This window comes from Staphylococcus schweitzeri (assembly GCF_002902405.1).
In the GTDB taxonomy this organism is placed as follows: domain Bacteria; phylum Bacillota; class Bacilli; order Staphylococcales; family Staphylococcaceae; genus Staphylococcus; species Staphylococcus schweitzeri.
Window position 1 is genome coordinate 62,079 of sequence record NZ_PPQS01000035.1, and the last position, 20,962, is coordinate 83,040.

The following is a 20,962-nucleotide window of genomic DNA, read 5'->3' on the forward strand; positions in this document are numbered from 1 at the left end:
CTCCCTCCACTTTTTATACAATTTACATAGTCCCCCTCTTTAACTTAAATAATCAAAATAATATATTTTTTTATATTTAAGTTATCTTATTTTATCAAAAAAATCTTTTTTGTGTAAGATTCTTATTAACATTCTGTATAGTAGAAGTTTTCGACTTTGAAAAATCAATCTTTTTATTTTCAAAATGAGCACACTATTTTCTGTTTCAATTAATGATTGATGTTTTGTTACATAAAAAAATCTGGCTAAAGCATGCTATCTTTCTTAGCTACTTCAACCAGATTTCAATTTCATAATCTATATTATTAAATTACTGTCATAGTAAACATATCTAATATTATTAGACTTTTTAAATTTTCATCACATTATAGGCTTGTATAAATTACTCATATATACCATTTTCAACCAATAACAAATTTGCTAGCAATTTAAGACTGCCATTAGTCAGTACAATCACTTTAATTCTCGTTTATTTCTGTCAGAAATTGCATTTGTTTAGCATGATCAAGATATTCTTGTGATACTATTTGTGTCAGCAGTCTTTGCTTTTCACTTTGAGGTATGTCTAGAGCTTTTATTTTTTTTCGACAAATATACAGAAAATGAACATATGAACTATATGAGGACGGGTATAATTTCTCAAGTTCTAACATAATCCGTTTAGTCAGTTTAGGACTTGCACCGTCTGATGATACACTAATCGTCAGTCTATCTCGACGAAATGTACTTGGAAATACAACATTACCATCTATTGCATTACCAGCATGATTAAATAAAGCATGTTTAGGTACAGTTTGTTTTACTTCTTCATTAACTTTTGAATCGTTCGTTGCTGCAATGACAAAATGCGCACCCGTAATATCATTTGGTTCAAAAGATTTTTCTATCCATATTACGATACCTTTTTCCACTAGCCTTTGAAGGTCTTTCGTAATATTAGGACTAACAACAGTTATATTTTCAATATATTGACTTAGTACTTGTGCACGACGACTTGCAACGGTTCCACCGCCTATTATAACAACCTTTTTATTTGTTAAATCTATCATTAATGGTATATTCATGTTGAACAGCACCCTCTATAATATTTTGTTTGTACATTTTCATTTATTCATTACGTCAAATTAATAGACATCCCGTTGATATCGTTGTTGCTGCTTTAATTGTCGTAATAGTTGCTCCGCTTCATCTTGAGAAATATGACGCTCTTTCACTAAAACATCTTTAATTGCTTGATGGACATCTTTTGCCATACATTTTTCGTCACCACAAATGTAAATGGCGGCACCTTGGTCAAGCCACTCATTAAATCGTGAACTTTCTTCCATAATACGGTGTTGCACATACTCTTTTTGCTCTTGATCTCTTGAAAATGCAACATCTAAACGTGTTAAATTTCCATTTTCAAGCCATTCTTCTAACTCATTTTCATATAAAAAGTCTGTATCACGATGTTGATTACCAAAGAATAACCAAGTATTACCTGTCATGCCAAGTTCTTCACGCTCTTGTAAATATGCTCTAAATGGTGCGATTCCTGTACCTGGACCAATCATAATGACAGGAATATCCTGTTGCACTGGAAATTTGAAATTTGGATTCTTCTTCAAATATATTGGCACTGTATCACCAGGTTTAATACGCTCAGCAAAGTGCACAGAGCATACACCTTTTCTCTCACGACCATGTGCTTGATAACGGACCGCTCCAACTGTAATATGAACCTCATCTGGTGTTGCCATAAAACTACTAGAAATAGAATATTCTCTAGATGGTAATTTTCTAAGTATTTGATATATATTTTCAGGCTGTAATTCTATTGTCGGAAAATCAGTTAACAAATCTATAAAGTCTCTATTTATGACATATTCACGAGCCCATTCCTCATCTTCAATGCATTCAGACAACGCTTCATTGTCAAAGTATATATCGGCATTTTTGAGCAATGGCACTGTTAATTTAGTGATTTCAAAATGTGATGTTAGTGCATCAACTATTGTCAATGTGTCGCCTTGATCATTGATTGGCACTGTTGATTGCGGATCCCATCCTAGCATGCAAATCAATGTATCAACTAATTCAGGATCGTTTTGAGGTAGTGCTACAATGCAATCTCCTGGTTCATAGGACTCGCTAAAATCATCAAGTAAAAATTCAATATGGCGCGTTTCTTTATTTGAACCTGCGCTATTCAAATTGTAATTTGCTAACACTTCCGCTTCATACGGATTCGATTTAGAATACTTCTTTTCTTTAGCAGACTTGATTGACTCACTTATGATGGTTTCACTTTGAACACCTTCTGCTTTCGTATCGATCGTATTAATAACATCTGACATCCACTTTTCAGCGTCTTCTTCATAATCGATATCACAATCTACTCGTTGACATATACGTTCGGCACCTAGTTTTTCCAATAAAGTGTCGGCATCTTTACCTGCTTGACAGAAAAATTCATACGTTTGATCTCCTAAAGCAAGCACTGAATATCTCACATGGTTTAAATTTGGTGCGTCATTTTTTTCTAAAAAGTCAAAGAAATCCCATGCATTATCAGGTGGTTCACCTTCACCATGTGTGGATGTAATAATAAATAAATCCTCTAACTGCGCGGTACTTGTCGTATCATAATCATCCATTGACATCAGCGAAACTTGATGACCAATTTCGTTTAAGCGTTCTGAAAATATTTCAGCTAATCCCATCGCATTACCTGATTCAGACCCATAAAGCACCGTTACATGTCTCTGGCTAGCTTGAATGTTTGGCTCTTTATTTTGTAGCATATAGCTCGTAGATGTTGATCGTTGTTCTGATAAATGATTATTGTTGCCTTCTATCTCTTCGACTATTTGCTCTAGCTCACTACTAGTAGTTGTATCTTCATTATCAACCGCTAGTAAATATCCGCTAAGCCACTGTTTTTGACTTTGTGTCAATGTTTGTAACAAATGATTCAATTCTCTTACTTGTTTTTCATTAAATGGACTATTAGACGTATTTAATTTCAAATGTTTTCACCTCATTAGATTTGAAATATATCATTATTTCATCACTATCATCGACGTGTACTTATACACTCGCCAGAGTTGGTATTAAAGTATTTTATAAATAATAAGTCTGTTTTCACTACCTGTTTATCTTTACTTTCATTTATTCAGTTTCCACTGCTGTAAAATAATTTACAGACTTACTTGGCACTCTAAACATGTTCATCATGTCGTACTACCTTGATATATTAGATTGTTCATCGATGCAATTTTCTATTTATTTACTACTTATTATGTACCAAATCAGCTATTCAGTAAAATAGGTCAAATTACTGATTTTCCAAATAAAAAATGCCTCCTAATGACATATTACTAATACATCATTAAGAGGCCTGGTTGTTCAAACTTACGTAAAGCGCTCTATTTAAGATTAAGCTTCTTGCAATAATACTTCAATTTTTGCCGACATATCCTGTGGATCATCCATTGGTAAATATCGATTTACAACGTTACCTTGTCGATCGATAATAAATTTTGTGAAGTTCCATTTAATTGGGGACCCAAAGATACCTGGTTGTTCATGCTTTAAATGTGTAAATAACGGATGTTCATCATCCCCGTTCACTGAAATTTTAGCTAAGACTGGAAAAGTTACGCCAAATTTTTCACGACTAATTTTTAAAATTTCTTCATTAGAACCTGGTTGTCGATTATCAAAATTATTATTTGGAAAACTCAACACTACCAATCCACGATCTTTATATGTTTGAAACAGTGTTTCTAACTGTTTCAATTGTTCGCTATATATACATTCTGTTGCAGTATTAACAACTAAAATAACTTTACCTTTAAACGCTTCTAATTTATAAGTGAAACCTTTATAATCACTTACTTCGATATCATACACATTTCTATTATTCATAAGACACCCCTACACAGTCTTTATTCTATTGAATAGTGTTTTTTTAGAATGTTCTGATAAAATAATTATGTTTTTGTACCGCAAACGCGAATTATATAGCGTAATACATTTTTTAGCTATAAAATAAACAATGTTCGAGTTTATGTTGTTAGTCAACCTATGCGATATAGCGTCATTTTCACCCTGTCTTTCTACCTTAAAATAATCACATTGTATAGTTGAATTTGTCCATATACAATATCTTTCGTTATAACCCCTCATTATAATCATCCTTATTTTCTATTTTTAAAAAGACAATTAGACTGCTCTTTAAACTATAGATTTATACTTTAGTTAGAACCTATACATACTGACACCATACGTGTTAAAGCTAATACTTTAAATTAAGTTATAACTATGGATTAAAGAGCTGCCCAACTCAAGTAATCCTTATAAACTTCACAAATGATTGATTTCAAAACCCTCCTTTGTTTCATTAAATATCCTTAAAGCCCTCTTAAAATTAAAATGACACGCTTGTACGTTGTAACACGCGACAACAAATTCCATATTATTGCATATTATTAAAACAAGTCACTTTGTATCGTGTGCGACCGAATACATATTAAATCATCAACTATAATTATTCAATTATAAAAATTAAAAACGAACATTCTAAATGGATATGCTACTAATTGTTTTTTCAGTAACGTCTCGTTTACATAAAGTTAATAGTTATAAGTAATATTGAATACCAATAATTGCTTGTTTTATAATTGCTAATTAATTATTTTTTAATCATATTATTTTTCACTTCATCATTTTTATTAATATGAATCTGATTGTATTGTAAGATTCAGTCATTCACTATTGAATTGCTACATTAATAAATTGGACTTGTTTTTCATCCTATACATACGAATTGTTTTACTTATAAGATAATGATGTGTATGCATTGAAAGTATTATGGGTTTATTCTTCTGAAAATAAACTGAATTATGTTAATTTTCAAACATTTAGGAGTATAAAAGTTTTTAAAATTAAACTTATTGCACAAAATAAGATATATTGTGTGCAGTCTTATTTTGTAATACGCCCTTATTAGCTTTTTATTTCTATTTTCACAAGTATCAGTATGTATTTTTTTATCGTTTTATAACGACATTCTTTAGTGCTATCGCGTCATTGTTTATAACAACATATTTAATGATTCCTGTTGTGATTTATACATTTTATGTGTTGCATAAGATATGTTGTTATAAAACATTTTAAATCATTTTATATAAACAAGCTATATTTTTTTGATATTTTAAAAATATATGCTAAAGTCAGAAAACCGATAAGCCATTTCGGCCTACCGGTTCAGAATTTATATATGATTTATCATAATAATTGCACATATATTCTATTTACTAACGTTAAATCCTCAACTACATTATTGTTTAATACTTTCGCTGTTGATGTATAACTTTCGAATAAACAGTCGATGTTATTTTGTACATAACTATATATATTATTAAAGTAATTAGTACGATGATGATGTAACTTGTAACAAACACATGATAGTTGTTTATTCCAATCATATTTAATATAGTGTATATAATTTTTCTTGCTACTAATGTATGAATCAATGCAACAACTATAGGAATTGAAAATAGCCAAAACATTTGCGTTCGAGTTATCTTTTCTATTTTTTTATTGTCTAATCCTACTTGCTCCATAATGCCATAATTATGTTGATTAGCATAACCTTCTGAAATCTGTTTATAATACATCATTAAAAATATTCCTATAGTCAGTACAAATGAAACTACCCCACCTACAAAAATTAAGCCACCTGTTAAACGATGCCAAACACCTAACATTTCAGATTTTGAATTTATTGAAACGCTATACTTTTTGGACATCTCTTTAGCTTGATGTGTCGTCAATTTTTTATCGCTAGGCGTATTAAAGTTAATGGATGTTGTTAATTTCTTCTGTTCTGGTGCATAATACTCTTTTACTTTTGAAAGTTGTTTTTTGTCTTTTAAAATAAGTATCATACTATCTTGAATCATCATTAAGTTAAACTTATGTGCGTTCAACTGTTTTACCTTATGCCATTGATTATTTAGACCTACCTTAGACTGCCTTTTAAAGATTGGGACATTCGTAATCATTCCTATACTATCTTTATCTAAATGTATTTTACTTTTTTGATAACGATTATAGTCTTTTTCTGTCAGTACAGTAATCATTACTGATTGACTTGAAAATATCGCTCCTTCATTTCCAATAAAATCTATTGGCATATCACCATTAGCCTGTTTTAAGTTATAATGGGCATTCTTCTTTTCCAGAGTCGCTCTAAATAATACCATTTGATAAACTTTGAAATCTCGAGCACCGACTACTTGTCGCAAATCTCGTTGAATATTTTCAATGGTTTGTTGCCGTTTTGATGATTCATTTGTTTGTCCCATATACGTGATATCATAATCATTCGTAAATAGCTTTGTAATTGCATGATCCATATCACGATAAGTTGTTACACTCATCGTTAATGTTACTATTAAAAACGTACATAGTAGTGCTATAGTAGCAAGACTTATTGCGTTCATTTTCAAACGGACTCGCATACCAGTGACAACAAAAAAGTAACGAGGATGATAATATATGTTTGGTAAATGTTGCAATAAACTAATAATTATCTCACTCATACCAATAAAAAATGCATAAGTTCCGACAATAACTAATCCAATCACAATCCATATTTTAAAAAACGCACCAAATGTCGTATCTTCCTGTAGCGCAATAAAATAACCGAGATACAACGCTGCAATACCGATGAGGATTAAAAAATAGCGTAGCCATCGCGATATGCCACTACTTGAATAGGAACGATGTTGATATGTAATCGGCTTTTGAAAATTAACACTAAAAAGATTAAATATTAATAGCATGCACATCACTACTGCAATTATGATCAAGGTAATTAACATGGCTGACGCATCAAATGGATAATCTTTTAATGTTGCGCTTGGGCTACCCATTATTTTCTGTATAAACAAGAAAAAAACGGCCCCAAGCAAGTAACCACCGGCAATGCTAATTACTGAAATGATAATGAATTGGACCATTGTTTCCATAACTATCATTAAGCGCATACCTTTTTTAGTCATGCCCAATGTCATAAATATACTAAATTCTTTTCTTCTCTGTGACATCATAAATTGATTTGCATATAAAATAAAAATTAATGTTAGAAGCGCCATAAATATATTAGCTATAATAATAAACGGCACAAACAAATCATTTTTCTGCTGAACGTAATGATTCAATCCAATTGAAACAAGTGTATATTCAATCATAAATAGCACACTGACAGCTAAGATGAAGGGTATTATAACGAGTCTCTGTGTGACAAACTGGCGACGAACAATATGCCATAGCAATCTTATTTTCATATATTTGCACTTCTTCCATTCACAAGTGATAGACTGTCTGCTATGCGTTGTTGAAATGTTAATTGATTTTCCTCACCACGATAAATTTCATGATATAAACGTCCATCTTTTATAAAAATGACACGTGCTGCATAGGACGCATCTATATTAGAATGTGTTACCATTAATATCGTTTGTTTCCGCTTGTTGATATCTTGAAATAATTTCATCAGTTCTTTGGAAGTTCTTGAATCTAAAGCCCCCGTCGGTTCGTCCGCTAATAATATTGTTGGATTTGTTACTAGTGCACGTGCTATAGCGATGCGTTGCTTTTGACCACCCGAGATTTCTAAAGGATATTTATTTATTATGTCATTTATTTGTAACTGTTCCGTCAATAGCTGTATACGGTGCGATATCTCTTTTCGCTTTGCACCTGCTAAAATTAAAGGCATCATTATATTTTCCTTATTAGTCATCGTCGGTAAAAGATTAAAATCTTGAAATACAAAACCAACCATTTTTTGTCGATACAACGCCCTATTTTTATTTTTCATGGTATTCAAATGTGTGCCATCCACAATAATGTCACCTTCAGTCACTCTATCAAAAGAAGCAATTAAATTTAGTAGTGTAGACTTCCCTGAACCGGATTCACCCATAATAGCAACAAATTCGCCTGATTCCACCGATAAATTCATTTGATTAAGTGCTGTTGTAGCGTTTAAACCTTTACCATATACTTTTTTTACATGTTTAACTTCTAGCAACATGGTATGCACCTCATTTCTTTATTAGTTCTATATTAAAACAAAAAAATACTAATAACATTTAAAATAACCAAAAAATGTTACTAGTATACTTACAATATTGAAAGTTTTATTCATTTGGAAATTGAATCGTAAATGTTGTACCTTGATTCTGTTTAGATACGACTGAAACAGGGTGATTCGTATGATTAGAAATTTGTTTCACAATAAATAAACCGATGCCACTTGAATTACTTTGGCGTTGTCCGTTATATCCTGAATAGCCCTTATCAAATATTTTTGGTAAGTCCGCTTCACTAATACCAATGCCATTGTCTTTAATATGTAATTGATTTGATTTCTCATCATATTCAATCCATATATCTTTACCTCTAGCATATTTTAATGCATTATTAATTAGCTGTTCTATCATTAAAGATGTCCATCGTACATCAGTTAATACCATGCAATGACAGGGTTCATAATGTATTTTTGTTTTTTGATCAATAAACTGTATCGAATATTTCATAATTATTGGTCTAATTAAATCGTTAATTGATATTTGAGCGACTGATATATCAGATGTTTCATTTAATAATTTTAAATAACTTAATGCTAAGCTTGTATAGTTGTCAATTTGAATAATTTCTTGGCGAACACGATTCACAACATTTGGTTCGTCTCTTTCAAGTAATAGTTGTGCCGCAGTAATTGGCGTTTTCATTTGGTGTACCCATGTCAAAAAATAACTTTCTATATCATTTTTATATTCAATCTGATCATTTTTAAGTTGATACAATGCTGTTTCTAAGTTTTCAATTTGTTGCTGTTGACTTATAGTCTTAACAAAGCTTAAGTACTTAATTCCTATGTAAATCAGTAATAACAATGAAACAATTGCAAGCGTCAATAAAAAGGCTTCTAGTGGCAATTGGTATAGATAAAATATCAAGCCAAACAAAACTATAATAACAACAACTATACCTATTTCCTGAGCAATTTTTTTAATAAACGTCATCATACTCACCCTATACTTTATATCCAACATTTTTCTTGGTAGTAATAAAATCATTGATACCTACAGTACTTAATTTTTTACGTAGACGTGTCATATTTACTGCTAATGTATTATCATCTATGAAGTTTTCAGACTCCCAGCATTTTTCAATTAAAGCTGTTCGACTCACATACTTGTCTGCGTTTTGGAACAATAATTTTAGAATTTGTAATTCTGTCAAAGATAACTGTATACTCTCCCCTTGATAAGCGACCTTAGCTTCATCTAATATTAGCGTACACCCTTTGACTGTCAAGGTATCATTGACAACTGTTAAGTCATAAGTACGTCTTAAAAGTGCTTGAATTTTAGCAATAGTTAATGACAAATTGAATGGTTTTTCAATAAAATCATCGCCACCCATTTGTATAGCCATAATTTGATCCATGTTATCTATACGCGAACTAACAAACATGATAGGTACATTTGATGTTTTGCGAATTTCTTGGCACCAATGAAAACCATTTAAAGTGGGTAAATTGATATCTAACAGCACAAGCTGTGGTTGCTGATTGTTAAAAATGGCTGTTATATTATCAAATTGTTCTGCCAAAACCACATCATAATTCCATTTTTTTAATTCAGATGCTAAACTTTCCGCTATAACAAAATCATCTTCAACAATTAATATTTTCATCTATAATCTTCTTCCTTTAATTGAATTTCCTTTGTTATTCATTTTTATCTTGTGATTGCTGTAATGACTCAAGTTTATCTATATTTTCCGTATCATTTGGATTGTGATTTTGTGCATTCTCTTGTTCTTTTTCAAGTTGTTTTTTCTTTGAACGGCGGCGTTCTTCTAGAATGGACATCACAATAAAGAATATGATTAATAATGGAGATAACATTACTAGTATCATCTTTTCACCTCAATTTTCAATTAATTCGATATTACATATGCTTCTATTTTAACGCTTTCTAATCAACAATGTCATATATATTCATTTTAATGTGTTCTATAGCTCTCTATTTACATATTTTTTACTTAAAAAACATAAGTAATCAAAATTCTTCTTTTAAACTGATGATATAGACTTATACTCAGGAGGATGTTTTATGCTATCTATTAATAAAGTCGCAAAATTTGCAGTTGCTAACCTGATTATCGTATCAACCGTTTTCAATACTGTCACACCTGCAATTGCACAATCAGAAAAAGAAGCAAAAGATGATAGTTTTGCAGTTGGTAATACAAAAAATCCTAAAAATGTTATCTTTTTAGTTGGCGATGGTATGGGACCATCATTTAACACAGCTTATCGTTATTATAAAAATGATCCGCATGCTAAAGCAATGACTCCTACTGCCTTTGATTCATATTTAAAAGGTACAAATCGTACATATTCAAATGATCCAAAACAAAATATTACTGATTCTGCAGCTGGTGGAACAGCTTTTAGTTCCGGGTACAAGACATATAATGGGGCTATCGGTGTAGACAGTAACAAACAAAAAGTAAAAACAGTTCTTGAACGCGCAAAAGAGAAAGGCAAGTCTACAGGTTTAGTGTCAACTGCTGAATTAACAGATGCAACTCCAGCTGTATATGCTGCACATGTAACTTCTAGAGATGATAAAAATGAAATCGCTAAACAATTTTATAAAGATAAAATTAACGGAAAGCATAAAGTTGATGTTTTATTAGGCGGTGGTGCTAAATACTTCGGTAAAAGTAATGGTAACTTAGATAAAAAATTCAAAAAAGATGGTTACGACCTTGTCAGAAACGACAAGGAATTATCGAAATCTAAAAGCGAAAAAGTGCTTGGATTATTTGCCGATAAAAATATGCCACTTGCAATTGATGCATCTAAAAATGAGCCATCATTAGCAGATATGCAAAAAAGTGCACTAAGCAAATTAGAACAAAATAAAAAAGGATTCTTTTTAATGGTCGAAGGTGCTTCTATAGATAAATCAGCACATGTCAACGATATTACAGGCGTTATGTCTGAAATGGAAGGTTTTGAAAAAACATTTGATGACGCCATCCAATATGCTAAAAGCCATAAAGATACACTTGTCGTTGCTACAGCAGATCATTCAACTGGTGGCTTAACAATTGGTAAAGACAAAGGTTATGAATGGAATCCTCAAGCAATTAAGTCAATGAAACACTCAGGTTCATATATGACCGAACAAATAGTTAAAGGTGCAGCGCCTGAAAAAGTAATAAACGATGGTTATGGATTTGCTCTTTCAAATGATGACATGAAGCAAATAAAAAAAGAGAATAAAAAACTACAAAAATTACTTAAAAAAGGTAAAGATGAACAGTCTGCAGAAATTGAAAAGCAGACAAAAAACCTACAACACGCTATTCAAAAATCCATTAATGAAAAATCATACACAGGGTGGACTTCCGATGGACACACTGGCGAAGATGTGAACACTTATGCATATGGACCTAAGTCAGATGAGTTTAGTGGTAATATAGAAAATACAGAAAGTGCAAAAATAATATTTGATATATTCAAATAAGAGGTAAAAATACCCGATCACAACTTTATAGTGATCGGGTATTTTTTTGATTAATTTTAGTACTCAATGTTAGGCGCTTGGTTAACACGTTCTTGGTATTTTTTAAATGCATAGTATAAACCGCCAACTAATGTTAAGATAACTGCTAATTTTTTCATCATTCAAACTCCTTTCTGAGATGAGTTAAACCTGAGTTCAATTAAATTATATGCTTTTATTATACACTTTTTGATGTGTTTTTTAAATTTAAGAATGCGAAGATTTTTAACATTTTCTGATGCTAGCTGTCTTTTTCATCTTTTAAATGCTTAATAAAATCAAAGCCTGGTCTCCCTTTAGCTAATGCTTCCATCACATCATACCAATCTGAACCGACTTGTTGGTATATATTTTGCAATAATTCATCTTGTGCCTTGTTTAATTCAGCAATAAGTTGATCACCTTTACTTGTCGAATATAATTTTTTGACACGTCGATCTGTCTCTAAAACTTTTTCAACAATGAGACCTTGATCTTTTAATTTTTGAAGTGTTGCATGTGAACCTTGTTTAGAAATCTCTAATATTTCTAGTAATGCTTTAATAGTAATACCAGGTAATTTATTTATAAAAAACAAAAAACGATGATGCTGACGGCTCATACCATATTTCTCTATGATTTCATCAGCGGTAGTAATAAAAGTCTTATACGCAAAATAAAACAACATATGCTCATAATCGTTTTTATTGGTCGACATGATGATTACTCCTTTCAAAGCGTTAACCTCATTATAATAAAATTTATAATGTAAGTCATACAAATGGCGATAAAAACTATAAGCTAAATCTAAGTTTCACGAGAAACATTTATGAACACCAGCGATTTGGGTCAATCATTTTAATATAAAAATAATTAAAGCACTCAGTAGTATTAGTTGAAATTAAATTGTTTGTATCACTTATCCTGTTTATTTAATGCACCCACATTATTTTCTAGGAAATAATTAATTATTCACCATCCATGTTATAGCACGTTTAATTGCTTGGTCCCAATATGCATAATCATGCTCTCCCGGTCCATCCTCAAATTGATAAGGAACATTTTTGTGTGATAAATAATCGATAAAATCTAAGTTATCTTGATATAAAAAGTCTTCTTTACCACACATAATGAGCAATTCAGGAATTGGTTTATCTTCAGCTACAGCTTTGTCTAACAAGTAATACGGATCATGTTCAGTTCCTTTAATACTTGAAAGATTGCCAATAATAGCCTCTTTTGAAAAATCATTCCACTCTAAATCCATTAAATGTTGTGCTTCAAATACAGCCGACAATGGAACGGCTTTTGAAAATTTATTGCCTTGAGTTAATGCAAATTTAATTGTGCCGTATCCTCCCATTGAATGTCCTGCTATGAAATTATCTTCACACTTTTTTGAAAGTGGGAAAATTTGATGCACATAATCATATATTTCTAAAATATAATCATAGTAACTATGACCATAAGCCATATTTGCGTATGCACTATGGTCGACATTGGGCATAATGACTGCTAATTTATGTTCATTCGCATATCTTTCTATACTTGTATATCTCATGTATGTTGTTTCATCACTTGATAATCCATGCAATAACATTAACGTTTTTAGTGGTTGTGCTGTTACATCGTTTTTGAAGAAGCTTTGATCCTCCGGTAAAATGACTGTTAAATTTTGATGCATACCTATGGTTGGTGAATGATAGTTTAATGAAATATACGCCATATATCATGACCCCTTTCTAATTCTACTTTACCAACATTTTACGCTTAAACTATTCACTTTAAAATATTTCCATACAAAAAACCAGGCACACATTTTGTGCCCGGCTTGAAATATTAATTACGCTTTTTCTTCATGATCTTGCTTACGTCTTCTAAACAATAGTAATGACCCTAATAATGTCATCATTGCACCAAATAAAGTTACATTTGTATTTTCGCTCTTATCTCCAGTTTCTGGTAAAGCATCAGATGTATCCTGCTTTGATTCACCTTTAGGATTCATTGGCACTTTCTGTTCATTATTTGGTGGTGTGACTTTTGAATCTGAGTCACTCTCTGAATCTGAGCCACTGTCTGAATCTGAGTCGCTATCTGAGTCGCTATCTGAGTCTGAGTCGCTGTCTGAGTCCGAGTCGCTATCTGAATCTGAGCCACTGTCTGAATCTGAGTCGCTATCTGAGTCTGAGTCGCTGTCTGAGTCTGAGTCACTATCTGAGTCCGAGTCGCTGTCTGAGTCCGAGTCGCTGTCTGAGTCTGAATCGCTGTCTGAGTCTGAATCGCTATCTGAGTCCGAGTCGCTGTCTGAATCTGAGTCGCTATTCGAGTCCGAGTCGCTGTCTGAATCTGAGTCGCTATCTGAATCTGAGTCGCTGTCTGAGTCTGAATCGCTATCTGAGTCTGAGTCACTCTCTGAATCTGAGTCGCTGTCTGAGTCTGAATCGCTATCTGAATCTGAGTCACTCTCTGAATCTGAATCGCTGTCTGAATCTGAATCGCTATCTGAATCTGAGTCACTCTCTGAATCTGAGTCACTCTCTGAGTCTGAATCGCTGTCGGAATCTGAATCGCTATCTGAATCTGAGTCGCTATCTGAGTCTGAGCCACTGTCTGAATCCGAGTCGCTGTCTGTATCTGAGTCACTCTCTGAGTCTGAATCGCTATCTGAATCTGAGTCGCTGTCTGAGTCTGAATCGCTATCTGAATCTGAGTCACTCTCTGAGTCTGAATCGCTGTCTGAATCTGAATCGCCGTCCGAGTCCGAGCCACTGTCTGAATCTGAGTCGCTATTCGAGTCTGAATCGCTGTCTGAATCTGAGTCACTATCGTTTCCTGGATCCGGCGTTGGTTCTGGATCTGGTGTTGGCTCTGGATCCGGTGTTGGCTCTGGATCTGGTGTTGGCTCTGGATCCGGCGTTGGCTCTGGATCCGGCGTTGGCTCTGGATCCGGTGTTGGTTCTGGATCTGGTGTTGGCTCTGGATCAACCGGTGGACCCGGCGTTGGATCAACTGGATTTACTGCTGAATCACCATCAGCACTTCCGCCACCATTTCTTACAACATTTTCATTATTCCAACCAAAAAGACTGTAGTCTTTCCCCGTCGCAGGATCAACATTTTCTTGAATCACCTGAGTTTTTAAGTTTTTGCCTGTATTGTCGTAATGCCCTTCTACTAATACTACATATGTTTTATTTATATCACCAAAATTGATACTTGCTACATTTTGATATTGGTAAGAAATTTTATCTTTAAATTGATCAGTTACTTCTTTAAGATTAGTATCATTTGGGTCTGCATAATAACTATCTGATAATTTTGATGTATCTGTCACTTCAAATATTCTCAGTTTCGTATCTGTAGCACTTACTTTACCGCTACTTTCCTCAATCTTATCTTGGTAACCTTTAATATACACCCACGTATTACCTAAAACTCGTTGCTTAGGGTTAACAAATACAGTTTGCTTGTATGTGTTTTGACCTGAAGCTGTGTCTACGCCAATAATTTGAGAAGATATATTTGCGCCATTTGGCTTATCAATACCAGCAATTGGTGAACTATAGTTATAAGTGATTTTATTATTAAACATTTCATCTGCAATATTAATATTTGCATCATATGTTCCTGATTTAGGTGCCTTTGCTCTATCTGTAAATAAAGGTAATGAAAATTGTCCGTTAATATTTTGCTTGTCATTGACATAATCTGTAAAGACAAATGTATAGGTTTTAGTCAATGTATCATATGTCGCTTTTGCTACAACGTCTTTTTTATCATTTACTATATCTGCAATTGCCATCGTATTATTTGAATTAGAGTAATCCACGTCTCCATTACCAGTTAAACTATCTGGTAACTTCGCTGTAAAATAATCCCCTGATTTCACTTTATCTGTCACTGTAAAGTTTGCCGCCATAAATGTGTTACCACTTTGATTAGGGTCAAATGTAGTCTTTTGCAACTGTAAATTACTTGCCGTAACTTTATCATTTACATTTGTACCTTTGTTATCTGCAGCATTTACTACCGGTTCAGCAACAGCTAAACTACGCAATGCTCTTGGTCTAACGCTTGGTTTGCTAGAGTCTTGTGTATTGGAAATCGTTTGATGATTGCTTTTACTTGTTTGTGGTGATGATTGTGGTAAATCTAATGTTCGAGGATTTTTCAGCTCGCTATTTGTTGCTATGCTATTAGCATCACTCGTTGTTTTATTATCTACTTGAGAATTTGCTTCTTGAGGAACAGTTTGATCTTGCGGTTTTGCAGCAGTTGCTTGATCTTGGACAGCCGTCAGTCGAGGTGTTTCATTTTTTGAAGCTTGCTCTATTATAGTGGTGTTGCTCGTTTGTGTAGACATAGGTTTTGCTGTGCTATCTACATTCGCACTGTTTGTGTTTGCACTAATATCAGATGTATTATTAGCCGTTGTGTTTAATTGAGGTGTTTCTATCATATTGTTTTTTTCGGAATCTGCACTTGCATTATTTTTCGAAGATTGTGTTGTATCGTTCGATTGTTCTGATGCTTGTGCTTGATGATTGCCTATCCCAAATAGTATAGTTGCTCCTACTATTACTGATGTGGTACCTACTGTAAAACGTCTAATCGAATACTTATTCTGCTTATTCGACAAATAATCAATTCTTTTTTTCAAAAATATTACTCCATTTCAATTTCTAGATTAGACTAAATTGTATAATGAAATAAGAATTATATCAATTGCTTTTTGAAAAAAATTACGTAAAATTTGTTTTCTCCCTATTTATATAACTCGAAATTTTCTGTTAACTATCAAAAATCAATATGCTATTTTTACACTATTATAAATTTTTGACTTTTCAAAAACTTAGAAGTTCTAAATTTTTCATAACCTAAAATGTTACTGTAATTTCAACAATAAAAATTAGGCTAACATATTAAATTCTTCATCACTCTAGCGAAAAAGGTCTAACGCATAAATGTACGTTAGACCTCATGTTCAAATTCTTTATTTTACATTGTATATTAAACACATATATCATTAAATAAATGCTTACTTATCAGCCAATTTTTATGATCTTTCACAACAAGTTTGTCATCTTTCAATTCATGAATAATATGACCAGCTGTTTCTCGGGAAATCCCAGCCATATCGCTCATAAGTTGAATAGTTAAAAACTGTTTAATCTCATAAAATTCATCTTGATCGTAACCTACTGTCTGACATAGATGACATAACAATTTGATAATTCGATCTTTAGCAAATTTACTTGTTAATGCCATGTTATAGTTCATGTGTTGCTGCTCATTATCATTTATTAATGCAAAAAGTGTCAAAAATATATCATCATTAGCTTTGCACAAAAAGGCCATCAATTCTCTAGGCAACCCAAGAACCGTACAATCAGTTAATGCTGTACACAATTCATTAACCTCTTTTGGATGAAATAAGTTACTGATTGGAAATAATACTTGCTCCTTATTAAAATAACGATATACATCTCCATTTTGATTGTAATGTTCTCTAATTATGTTACCTTCAATTAAAAAGTAAATATTGCTACTTTCTTGTGGCGAAAAATAAATAACTTGGCCTTTTGAATAATTTCTGACAAAACACTCACTTTGATATGGTTGTAATATACTATAAGGGATATTAATATAATCTGCCAATGCCTTCAGTTCATGTTCTAATTGATTTTGCCTACCCAAAATAAAGTTTTCTGTCATAAGTTAAACTCCTTCAAACCTTGCAAAGTGTCAGCAGACAACTTTTTCATTTGAATCAACGGAGAAACATATTTAATGTTTTGTCGCGTGATAAAGGGTTACATATGAATGTGTGTACCTTTATTACCTATCAAAGCATCGTACGCCTGCTCTAAATTAGTAATGATAACTTTTTTATTTTCCCCACTTTCAACAAATCGTATTGCCGCTTCTATCTTTGGTAACATCGATCCTTCCGCAAACTTACCTTGTTCCGCGTAATCTTTTAAGGTTTTAATATCAATATCATCGATTTGTTGTTGGTTTGGTTCATTAAAGTTAATAAATACATTTTCTACATTCGTAAGAATCATTAAGGTATCTGCTTCAATCAGCGTTGCTAATTTCTCACTAGCAAAATCTTTATCTATAACCGCTTCAACACCTTCATAGGTATTTTCTTTTTTTATAACTGGAATACCGCCACCACCGCATGCAATGACAATGTTCTTACCATCGGCTAAAGTTCGAATTAACTGATGTTCTAGTATAGATTGAGGTAATGGTGACGCAACTACTTTTCTATAACCACGACCTGCATCTTCTTTAAAGACTGACTCAGGTTGTTTTTTTTGTAAAACTTCAACTTCGTCCTTAGAATAAAATGGTCCAATGGGCTTTGTAGGGTTATCGAATCGCGGGTCATCTTTATCTACTTCCACACGTGTTACGATTGTGCCTACAGTTCTATCACTATTCATTTCAGTTAAAATGCGATTGATTTCAGTTTCCAACCAATAGCCTATCATACCCTGTGACATTGCACCACAAGTATCAAGGGGCATTGCTGGTGTCGTATCACTATTGGAATTGGCCTGTTGAATCAATAAACTACCAATTTGCGGACCATTACCATGTGAAATGACAATACGTGCTGATGAATCAAATAAAGGTTTAAGGTTGTGCATTGCCTGTCTAATTGCAATTTGTTGTGCTTCTGCTGTTGCATCTTTTGTTTGAATCGCATTACCACCTAATGCAATGACAATTTTTTCTTTCATACTATGTCTCTCCTTTTAGAAAACATTAATCATTCCCATCATTAGTTTAATTAATCCGACAACCGCTAGTACGATAATAACCACAAAAAAGATATAATCTGATTTAATCAAACGTGTCTGATTATTCTTTTGAACAATTGAATAGACTAAAAGTGCTGGTATATAAAGTAACATTGTTAATAACAAATAATTAATACCTGCTGCATAGACAAGCCACAAGGCATAAAGTGATGCAATAATACCAATCGTCCACTGTTTTGTAGTTGCTTGCTGTCGATGCTCTAATGTGTATTTAACTTGATAAAATGCGCTGAACATATAAGGATATAAAATAGCACTTGATGCAAGTGAAAATGCAAATTGATATGCACTTTGAGTGAATAACATACTTATTAAAAACAATTGAACTAATATATTAGTGATAAGTAATGCGTTTACTGGTGCACCATTTTTATTTTCTTTAGCAAACCATTTTGGAAACAGTCCATCCTTTGCAACAATGAAAGGTAATTCACCAGCAAGCAATGTCCACCCTAACCATGCACCTAGTACCGAAATTATTAAACCAATATTTACAAGCGTAGATCCCCAACCGCCTACAATAGATGCAAGCACCTGTGCCATACTTGGCGAATCTAATTGAGAAATATGATTTTGCAAAATCACGCCTTGAGCTAATACAGTTAATAAGAAATAGATAATTAAAACTGATATTAGTCCTATAACCGTGGCACTACCTACATCTTTTTTATTTTTAGCTCTACTAGAAAAAATTACTGCACCTTCGATACCGATAAACACCCAAACTGTCACTAGCATCGTACTTTTAACTTGGCCCATTGTGCTGGCCCAACTAAATGGCAATACACTTTCTGACGTCATACCGAAAAAGCCTGTCTTAAAAGTGTCAAAATTGAATGCAATGATCATGCATATGATTACAAGTAAAATCGGTATTAACTTTGCAACGGTAACAATACTATTGATAAATGCTGCTGTTTCAACGCCTTTTAAAATCAAGAAATGGACACCCCAGAGTAGTAACGAGGCGACAATAATACTAGGTAATGTGTTTCCTCCTTTAAAAATTGGGAAAAAGTTACCTACTGCTGACATCAAAAGTGTTGCATAAGCAACATTGCCTAAAAACGCTGAGAACCAATATCCCCAAGCACTTATAAAGCCTACAAAATCGCCAAATCCAGCTTGAGCATAACTATAAATACCACCGTCTAGCTCCGGCCGTTCATTTGTTAAATTCTGAAATACGAACGCTAATGAAATCATACCGATAGCTGTAATGAGCCAACCAATAATAATAGCTAATCCACCAGCTTTACCTCCCATATCAGACATGATATTGAAAGCACCGCCACCAATCATGGATCCTATAACTAGTCCAATCAAAGAAGACTTACTAAGTTTGTTATCTCCTGATTCGTTCATATTCATTTCTCCTTTAATATCAATATGAAGCGCCTGTTCATATCAACAATATCTTAACCAACAGACACATCATATCAATATACTTCCATTAAGTAACTAACTACCTAATGTTGCTGCCATAACTGCTTTAATTGTATGCATTCTATTTTCAGCTTGATCGAAAACTTTTGAATGTTCACTTCTAAAGATTTGGTCCGTAACTTCCATTTCAGTCAAGCCATATTTTTCATAAATTTCTTGTCCATACAATGTATTTGTATCGTGAAATGCTGGTAAACAGTGTAAGAATATTGTTGAATCTTTGCCTGTTAAATCAAACATTTCTTGATTCACTTGATAATCTTTTAATAAGTTAATACGTTGTTCAAATTCATTTTCTTCACCCATTGATACCCATACATCCGTATAAATAACATCTGTATCTTTAACTGCTTCTGCAATATTATCCGTAATCATAATAGATCCACCATATTGACTCGCTTTTTCTTTTGCAATATCAACATATGCCTCTTTTGGATTTAATGATTTAGGTGTACAAATTCTCACATTAACACCTAACATTGCACCTGCTACCATTAAAGAATGTGCAATATTATTACGGCCGTCACCAACATATGTTAAGTTAATACCTCCTAAGTAGCCGAAGTTTTCTTTAACTGTCATAAAATCAGCCAGCATTTGTGTTGGATGCCAATCATCTGTTAAACCATTCCAAACTGGTACGCCTGAAAATTTTGCTAAATCTTCTACAGCTTGTTGTGAAAAACCACGAAACTCAATGCCATCGAACATTCTACCTAATACCTTCGCAGTATCTTCTACAGATTCTTTTTTACCTAACTGAATATCATTTTTTCCTAAAAATTCTGGATGTGCGCCTAAATCAATAGATGCTACTGTAAATGCGGCACGTGTACGAGTAGAATTTTTTTCAAATAATAATGCAATATTTTTACCAGCAAGATAATGGTGCTTAATGCCTTTTTTCTTATAATCTTTTAATGTAATCGCGAAATCGATTAAGCCTTCAAATTCAGCTTTCGTATAATCACTTTCTTTTAATAACGATCTGCCTTTTAGATCAAATGGTTTTTGAATTTCTGTCATTATTTTCACCCTCGTTTCTATCAA

At 32.8% G+C, this 20,962-nt stretch carries 18 protein-coding genes; 1 reads left to right on the top strand and 17 read right to left on the bottom strand.

Going from position 1 to position 20,962, the window contains the following annotated elements; translation table 11 throughout:
• Window positions 1-458: 458 nt before the first annotated feature.
• The 9 genes from CD116_RS07715 to CD116_RS07755 all read right to left on the bottom strand — a co-directional run bounded on the left by CD116_RS07715 (window position 459) and on the right by CD116_RS07755 (window position 9,988).
• Window positions 459-1,064 carry an NAD(P)-binding protein gene (locus CD116_RS07715; protein ID WP_047548155.1) on the bottom strand — a complete coding sequence of 202 codons (606 nt, stop codon included), beginning with the start codon at window positions 1,062-1,064 and terminating at the stop codon, window positions 459-461.
• Window positions 1,065-1,124: 60 nt separating this feature from the next.
• On the bottom strand, window positions 1,125-3,011 hold the full coding sequence (locus CD116_RS07720) for an assimilatory sulfite reductase (NADPH) flavoprotein subunit (protein ID WP_047548158.1): 1,887 nt from the start codon (window positions 3,009-3,011) through the stop codon (window positions 1,125-1,127).
• 409 nt (window positions 3,012-3,420) lie between these two features.
• The gene (locus CD116_RS07725; protein WP_047548160.1) at window positions 3,421-3,912 is read right to left on the bottom strand and encodes a glutathione peroxidase; all 492 of its coding nucleotides are present in this window, start codon (window positions 3,910-3,912) and stop codon (window positions 3,421-3,423) included.
• Window positions 3,913-3,921: 9 nt separating this feature from the next.
• Window positions 3,922-4,173, bottom strand: a complete 252-nt coding sequence (locus CD116_RS14085; RefSeq protein WP_047548162.1) for a hypothetical protein — start codon at window positions 4,171-4,173, stop codon at window positions 3,922-3,924.
• A 1,160-nt stretch (window positions 4,174-5,333) separates the two neighbouring features.
• Window positions 5,334-7,340, bottom strand: a complete 2,007-nt coding sequence (locus tag CD116_RS07735) for an ABC transporter permease (RefSeq protein ID WP_047548163.1) — start codon at window positions 7,338-7,340, stop codon at window positions 5,334-5,336.
• Window positions 7,337-8,092 carry an ABC transporter ATP-binding protein gene (locus CD116_RS07740; RefSeq protein ID WP_047548166.1) on the bottom strand — a complete coding sequence of 252 codons (756 nt, stop codon included), beginning with the start codon at window positions 8,090-8,092 and terminating at the stop codon, window positions 7,337-7,339. The genes CD116_RS07735 and CD116_RS07740 overlap by 4 nt, the downstream gene beginning before the upstream one ends.
• 106 nt (window positions 8,093-8,198) lie before the next feature.
• Window positions 8,199-9,086, bottom strand: a complete 888-nt coding sequence (locus tag CD116_RS07745; protein ID WP_047548168.1) for a sensor histidine kinase — start codon at window positions 9,084-9,086, stop codon at window positions 8,199-8,201.
• Window positions 9,087-9,096: 10 nt separating this feature from the next.
• A complete protein-coding gene (locus CD116_RS07750; protein WP_047530898.1) occupies window positions 9,097-9,762 on the bottom strand; it encodes a response regulator transcription factor in 666 nt (221 codons plus the stop codon).
• Between the two features lie 34 nt (window positions 9,763-9,796).
• Window positions 9,797-9,988 (bottom strand): hypothetical protein, encoded by a 192-nt coding sequence (locus CD116_RS07755; protein ID WP_047426825.1) that lies wholly within the window; start codon window positions 9,986-9,988, stop codon window positions 9,797-9,799.
• A gap of 196 nt (window positions 9,989-10,184) precedes the next feature.
• Between CD116_RS07755 and CD116_RS07760 the strand changes: the two genes are divergently transcribed.
• A complete protein-coding gene (locus CD116_RS07760; RefSeq protein WP_047548171.1) occupies window positions 10,185-11,609 on the top strand; it encodes an alkaline phosphatase in 1,425 nt (474 codons plus the stop codon).
• Window positions 11,610-11,665: 56 nt separating this feature from the next.
• On the opposite strand, the gene CD116_RS14120 is transcribed toward CD116_RS07760, so the two are convergent.
• The 8 genes from CD116_RS14120 to argF form a co-directional block, all read right to left on the bottom strand.
• The gene (locus CD116_RS14120; RefSeq protein WP_000731976.1) at window positions 11,666-11,767 is read right to left on the bottom strand and encodes an SE2200 family small protein; all 102 of its coding nucleotides are present in this window, start codon (window positions 11,765-11,767) and stop codon (window positions 11,666-11,668) included.
• A gap of 122 nt (window positions 11,768-11,889) precedes the next feature.
• Window positions 11,890-12,345 carry a MarR family winged helix-turn-helix transcriptional regulator gene (locus CD116_RS07770; RefSeq protein WP_047426832.1) on the bottom strand — a complete coding sequence of 152 codons (456 nt, stop codon included), beginning with the start codon at window positions 12,343-12,345 and terminating at the stop codon, window positions 11,890-11,892.
• Between the two features lie 246 nt (window positions 12,346-12,591).
• Window positions 12,592-13,353, bottom strand: a complete 762-nt coding sequence (locus CD116_RS07775) for an alpha/beta hydrolase (RefSeq protein WP_047548173.1) — start codon at window positions 13,351-13,353, stop codon at window positions 12,592-12,594.
• A 117-nt stretch (window positions 13,354-13,470) separates the two neighbouring features.
• Window positions 13,471-16,290: an MSCRAMM family adhesin clumping factor ClfB gene (clfB, locus tag CD116_RS07780; RefSeq protein ID WP_103325233.1), complete on the bottom strand. Its 2,820-nt coding sequence runs from the start codon at window positions 16,288-16,290 to the stop codon at window positions 13,471-13,473.
• 350 nt (window positions 16,291-16,640) lie between these two features.
• Complete coding sequence (locus tag CD116_RS07785; RefSeq protein ID WP_047450004.1) at window positions 16,641-17,345, bottom strand: Crp/Fnr family transcriptional regulator; 705 nt, start codon at window positions 17,343-17,345, stop codon at window positions 16,641-16,643.
• A gap of 98 nt (window positions 17,346-17,443) precedes the next feature.
• A complete protein-coding gene (gene arcC / locus CD116_RS07790) occupies window positions 17,444-18,385 on the bottom strand; it encodes a carbamate kinase (RefSeq protein WP_047531074.1) in 942 nt (313 codons plus the stop codon).
• Window positions 18,386-18,400: 15 nt separating this feature from the next.
• The gene (gene arcD / locus CD116_RS07795) at window positions 18,401-19,831 is read right to left on the bottom strand and encodes an arginine-ornithine antiporter (RefSeq protein WP_047531073.1); all 1,431 of its coding nucleotides are present in this window, start codon (window positions 19,829-19,831) and stop codon (window positions 18,401-18,403) included.
• Between the two features lie 96 nt (window positions 19,832-19,927).
• Window positions 19,928-20,938, bottom strand: a complete 1,011-nt coding sequence (argF, locus tag CD116_RS07800) for an ornithine carbamoyltransferase (protein WP_047426849.1) — start codon at window positions 20,936-20,938, stop codon at window positions 19,928-19,930.
• Window positions 20,939-20,962 lie beyond the last annotated feature (24 nt).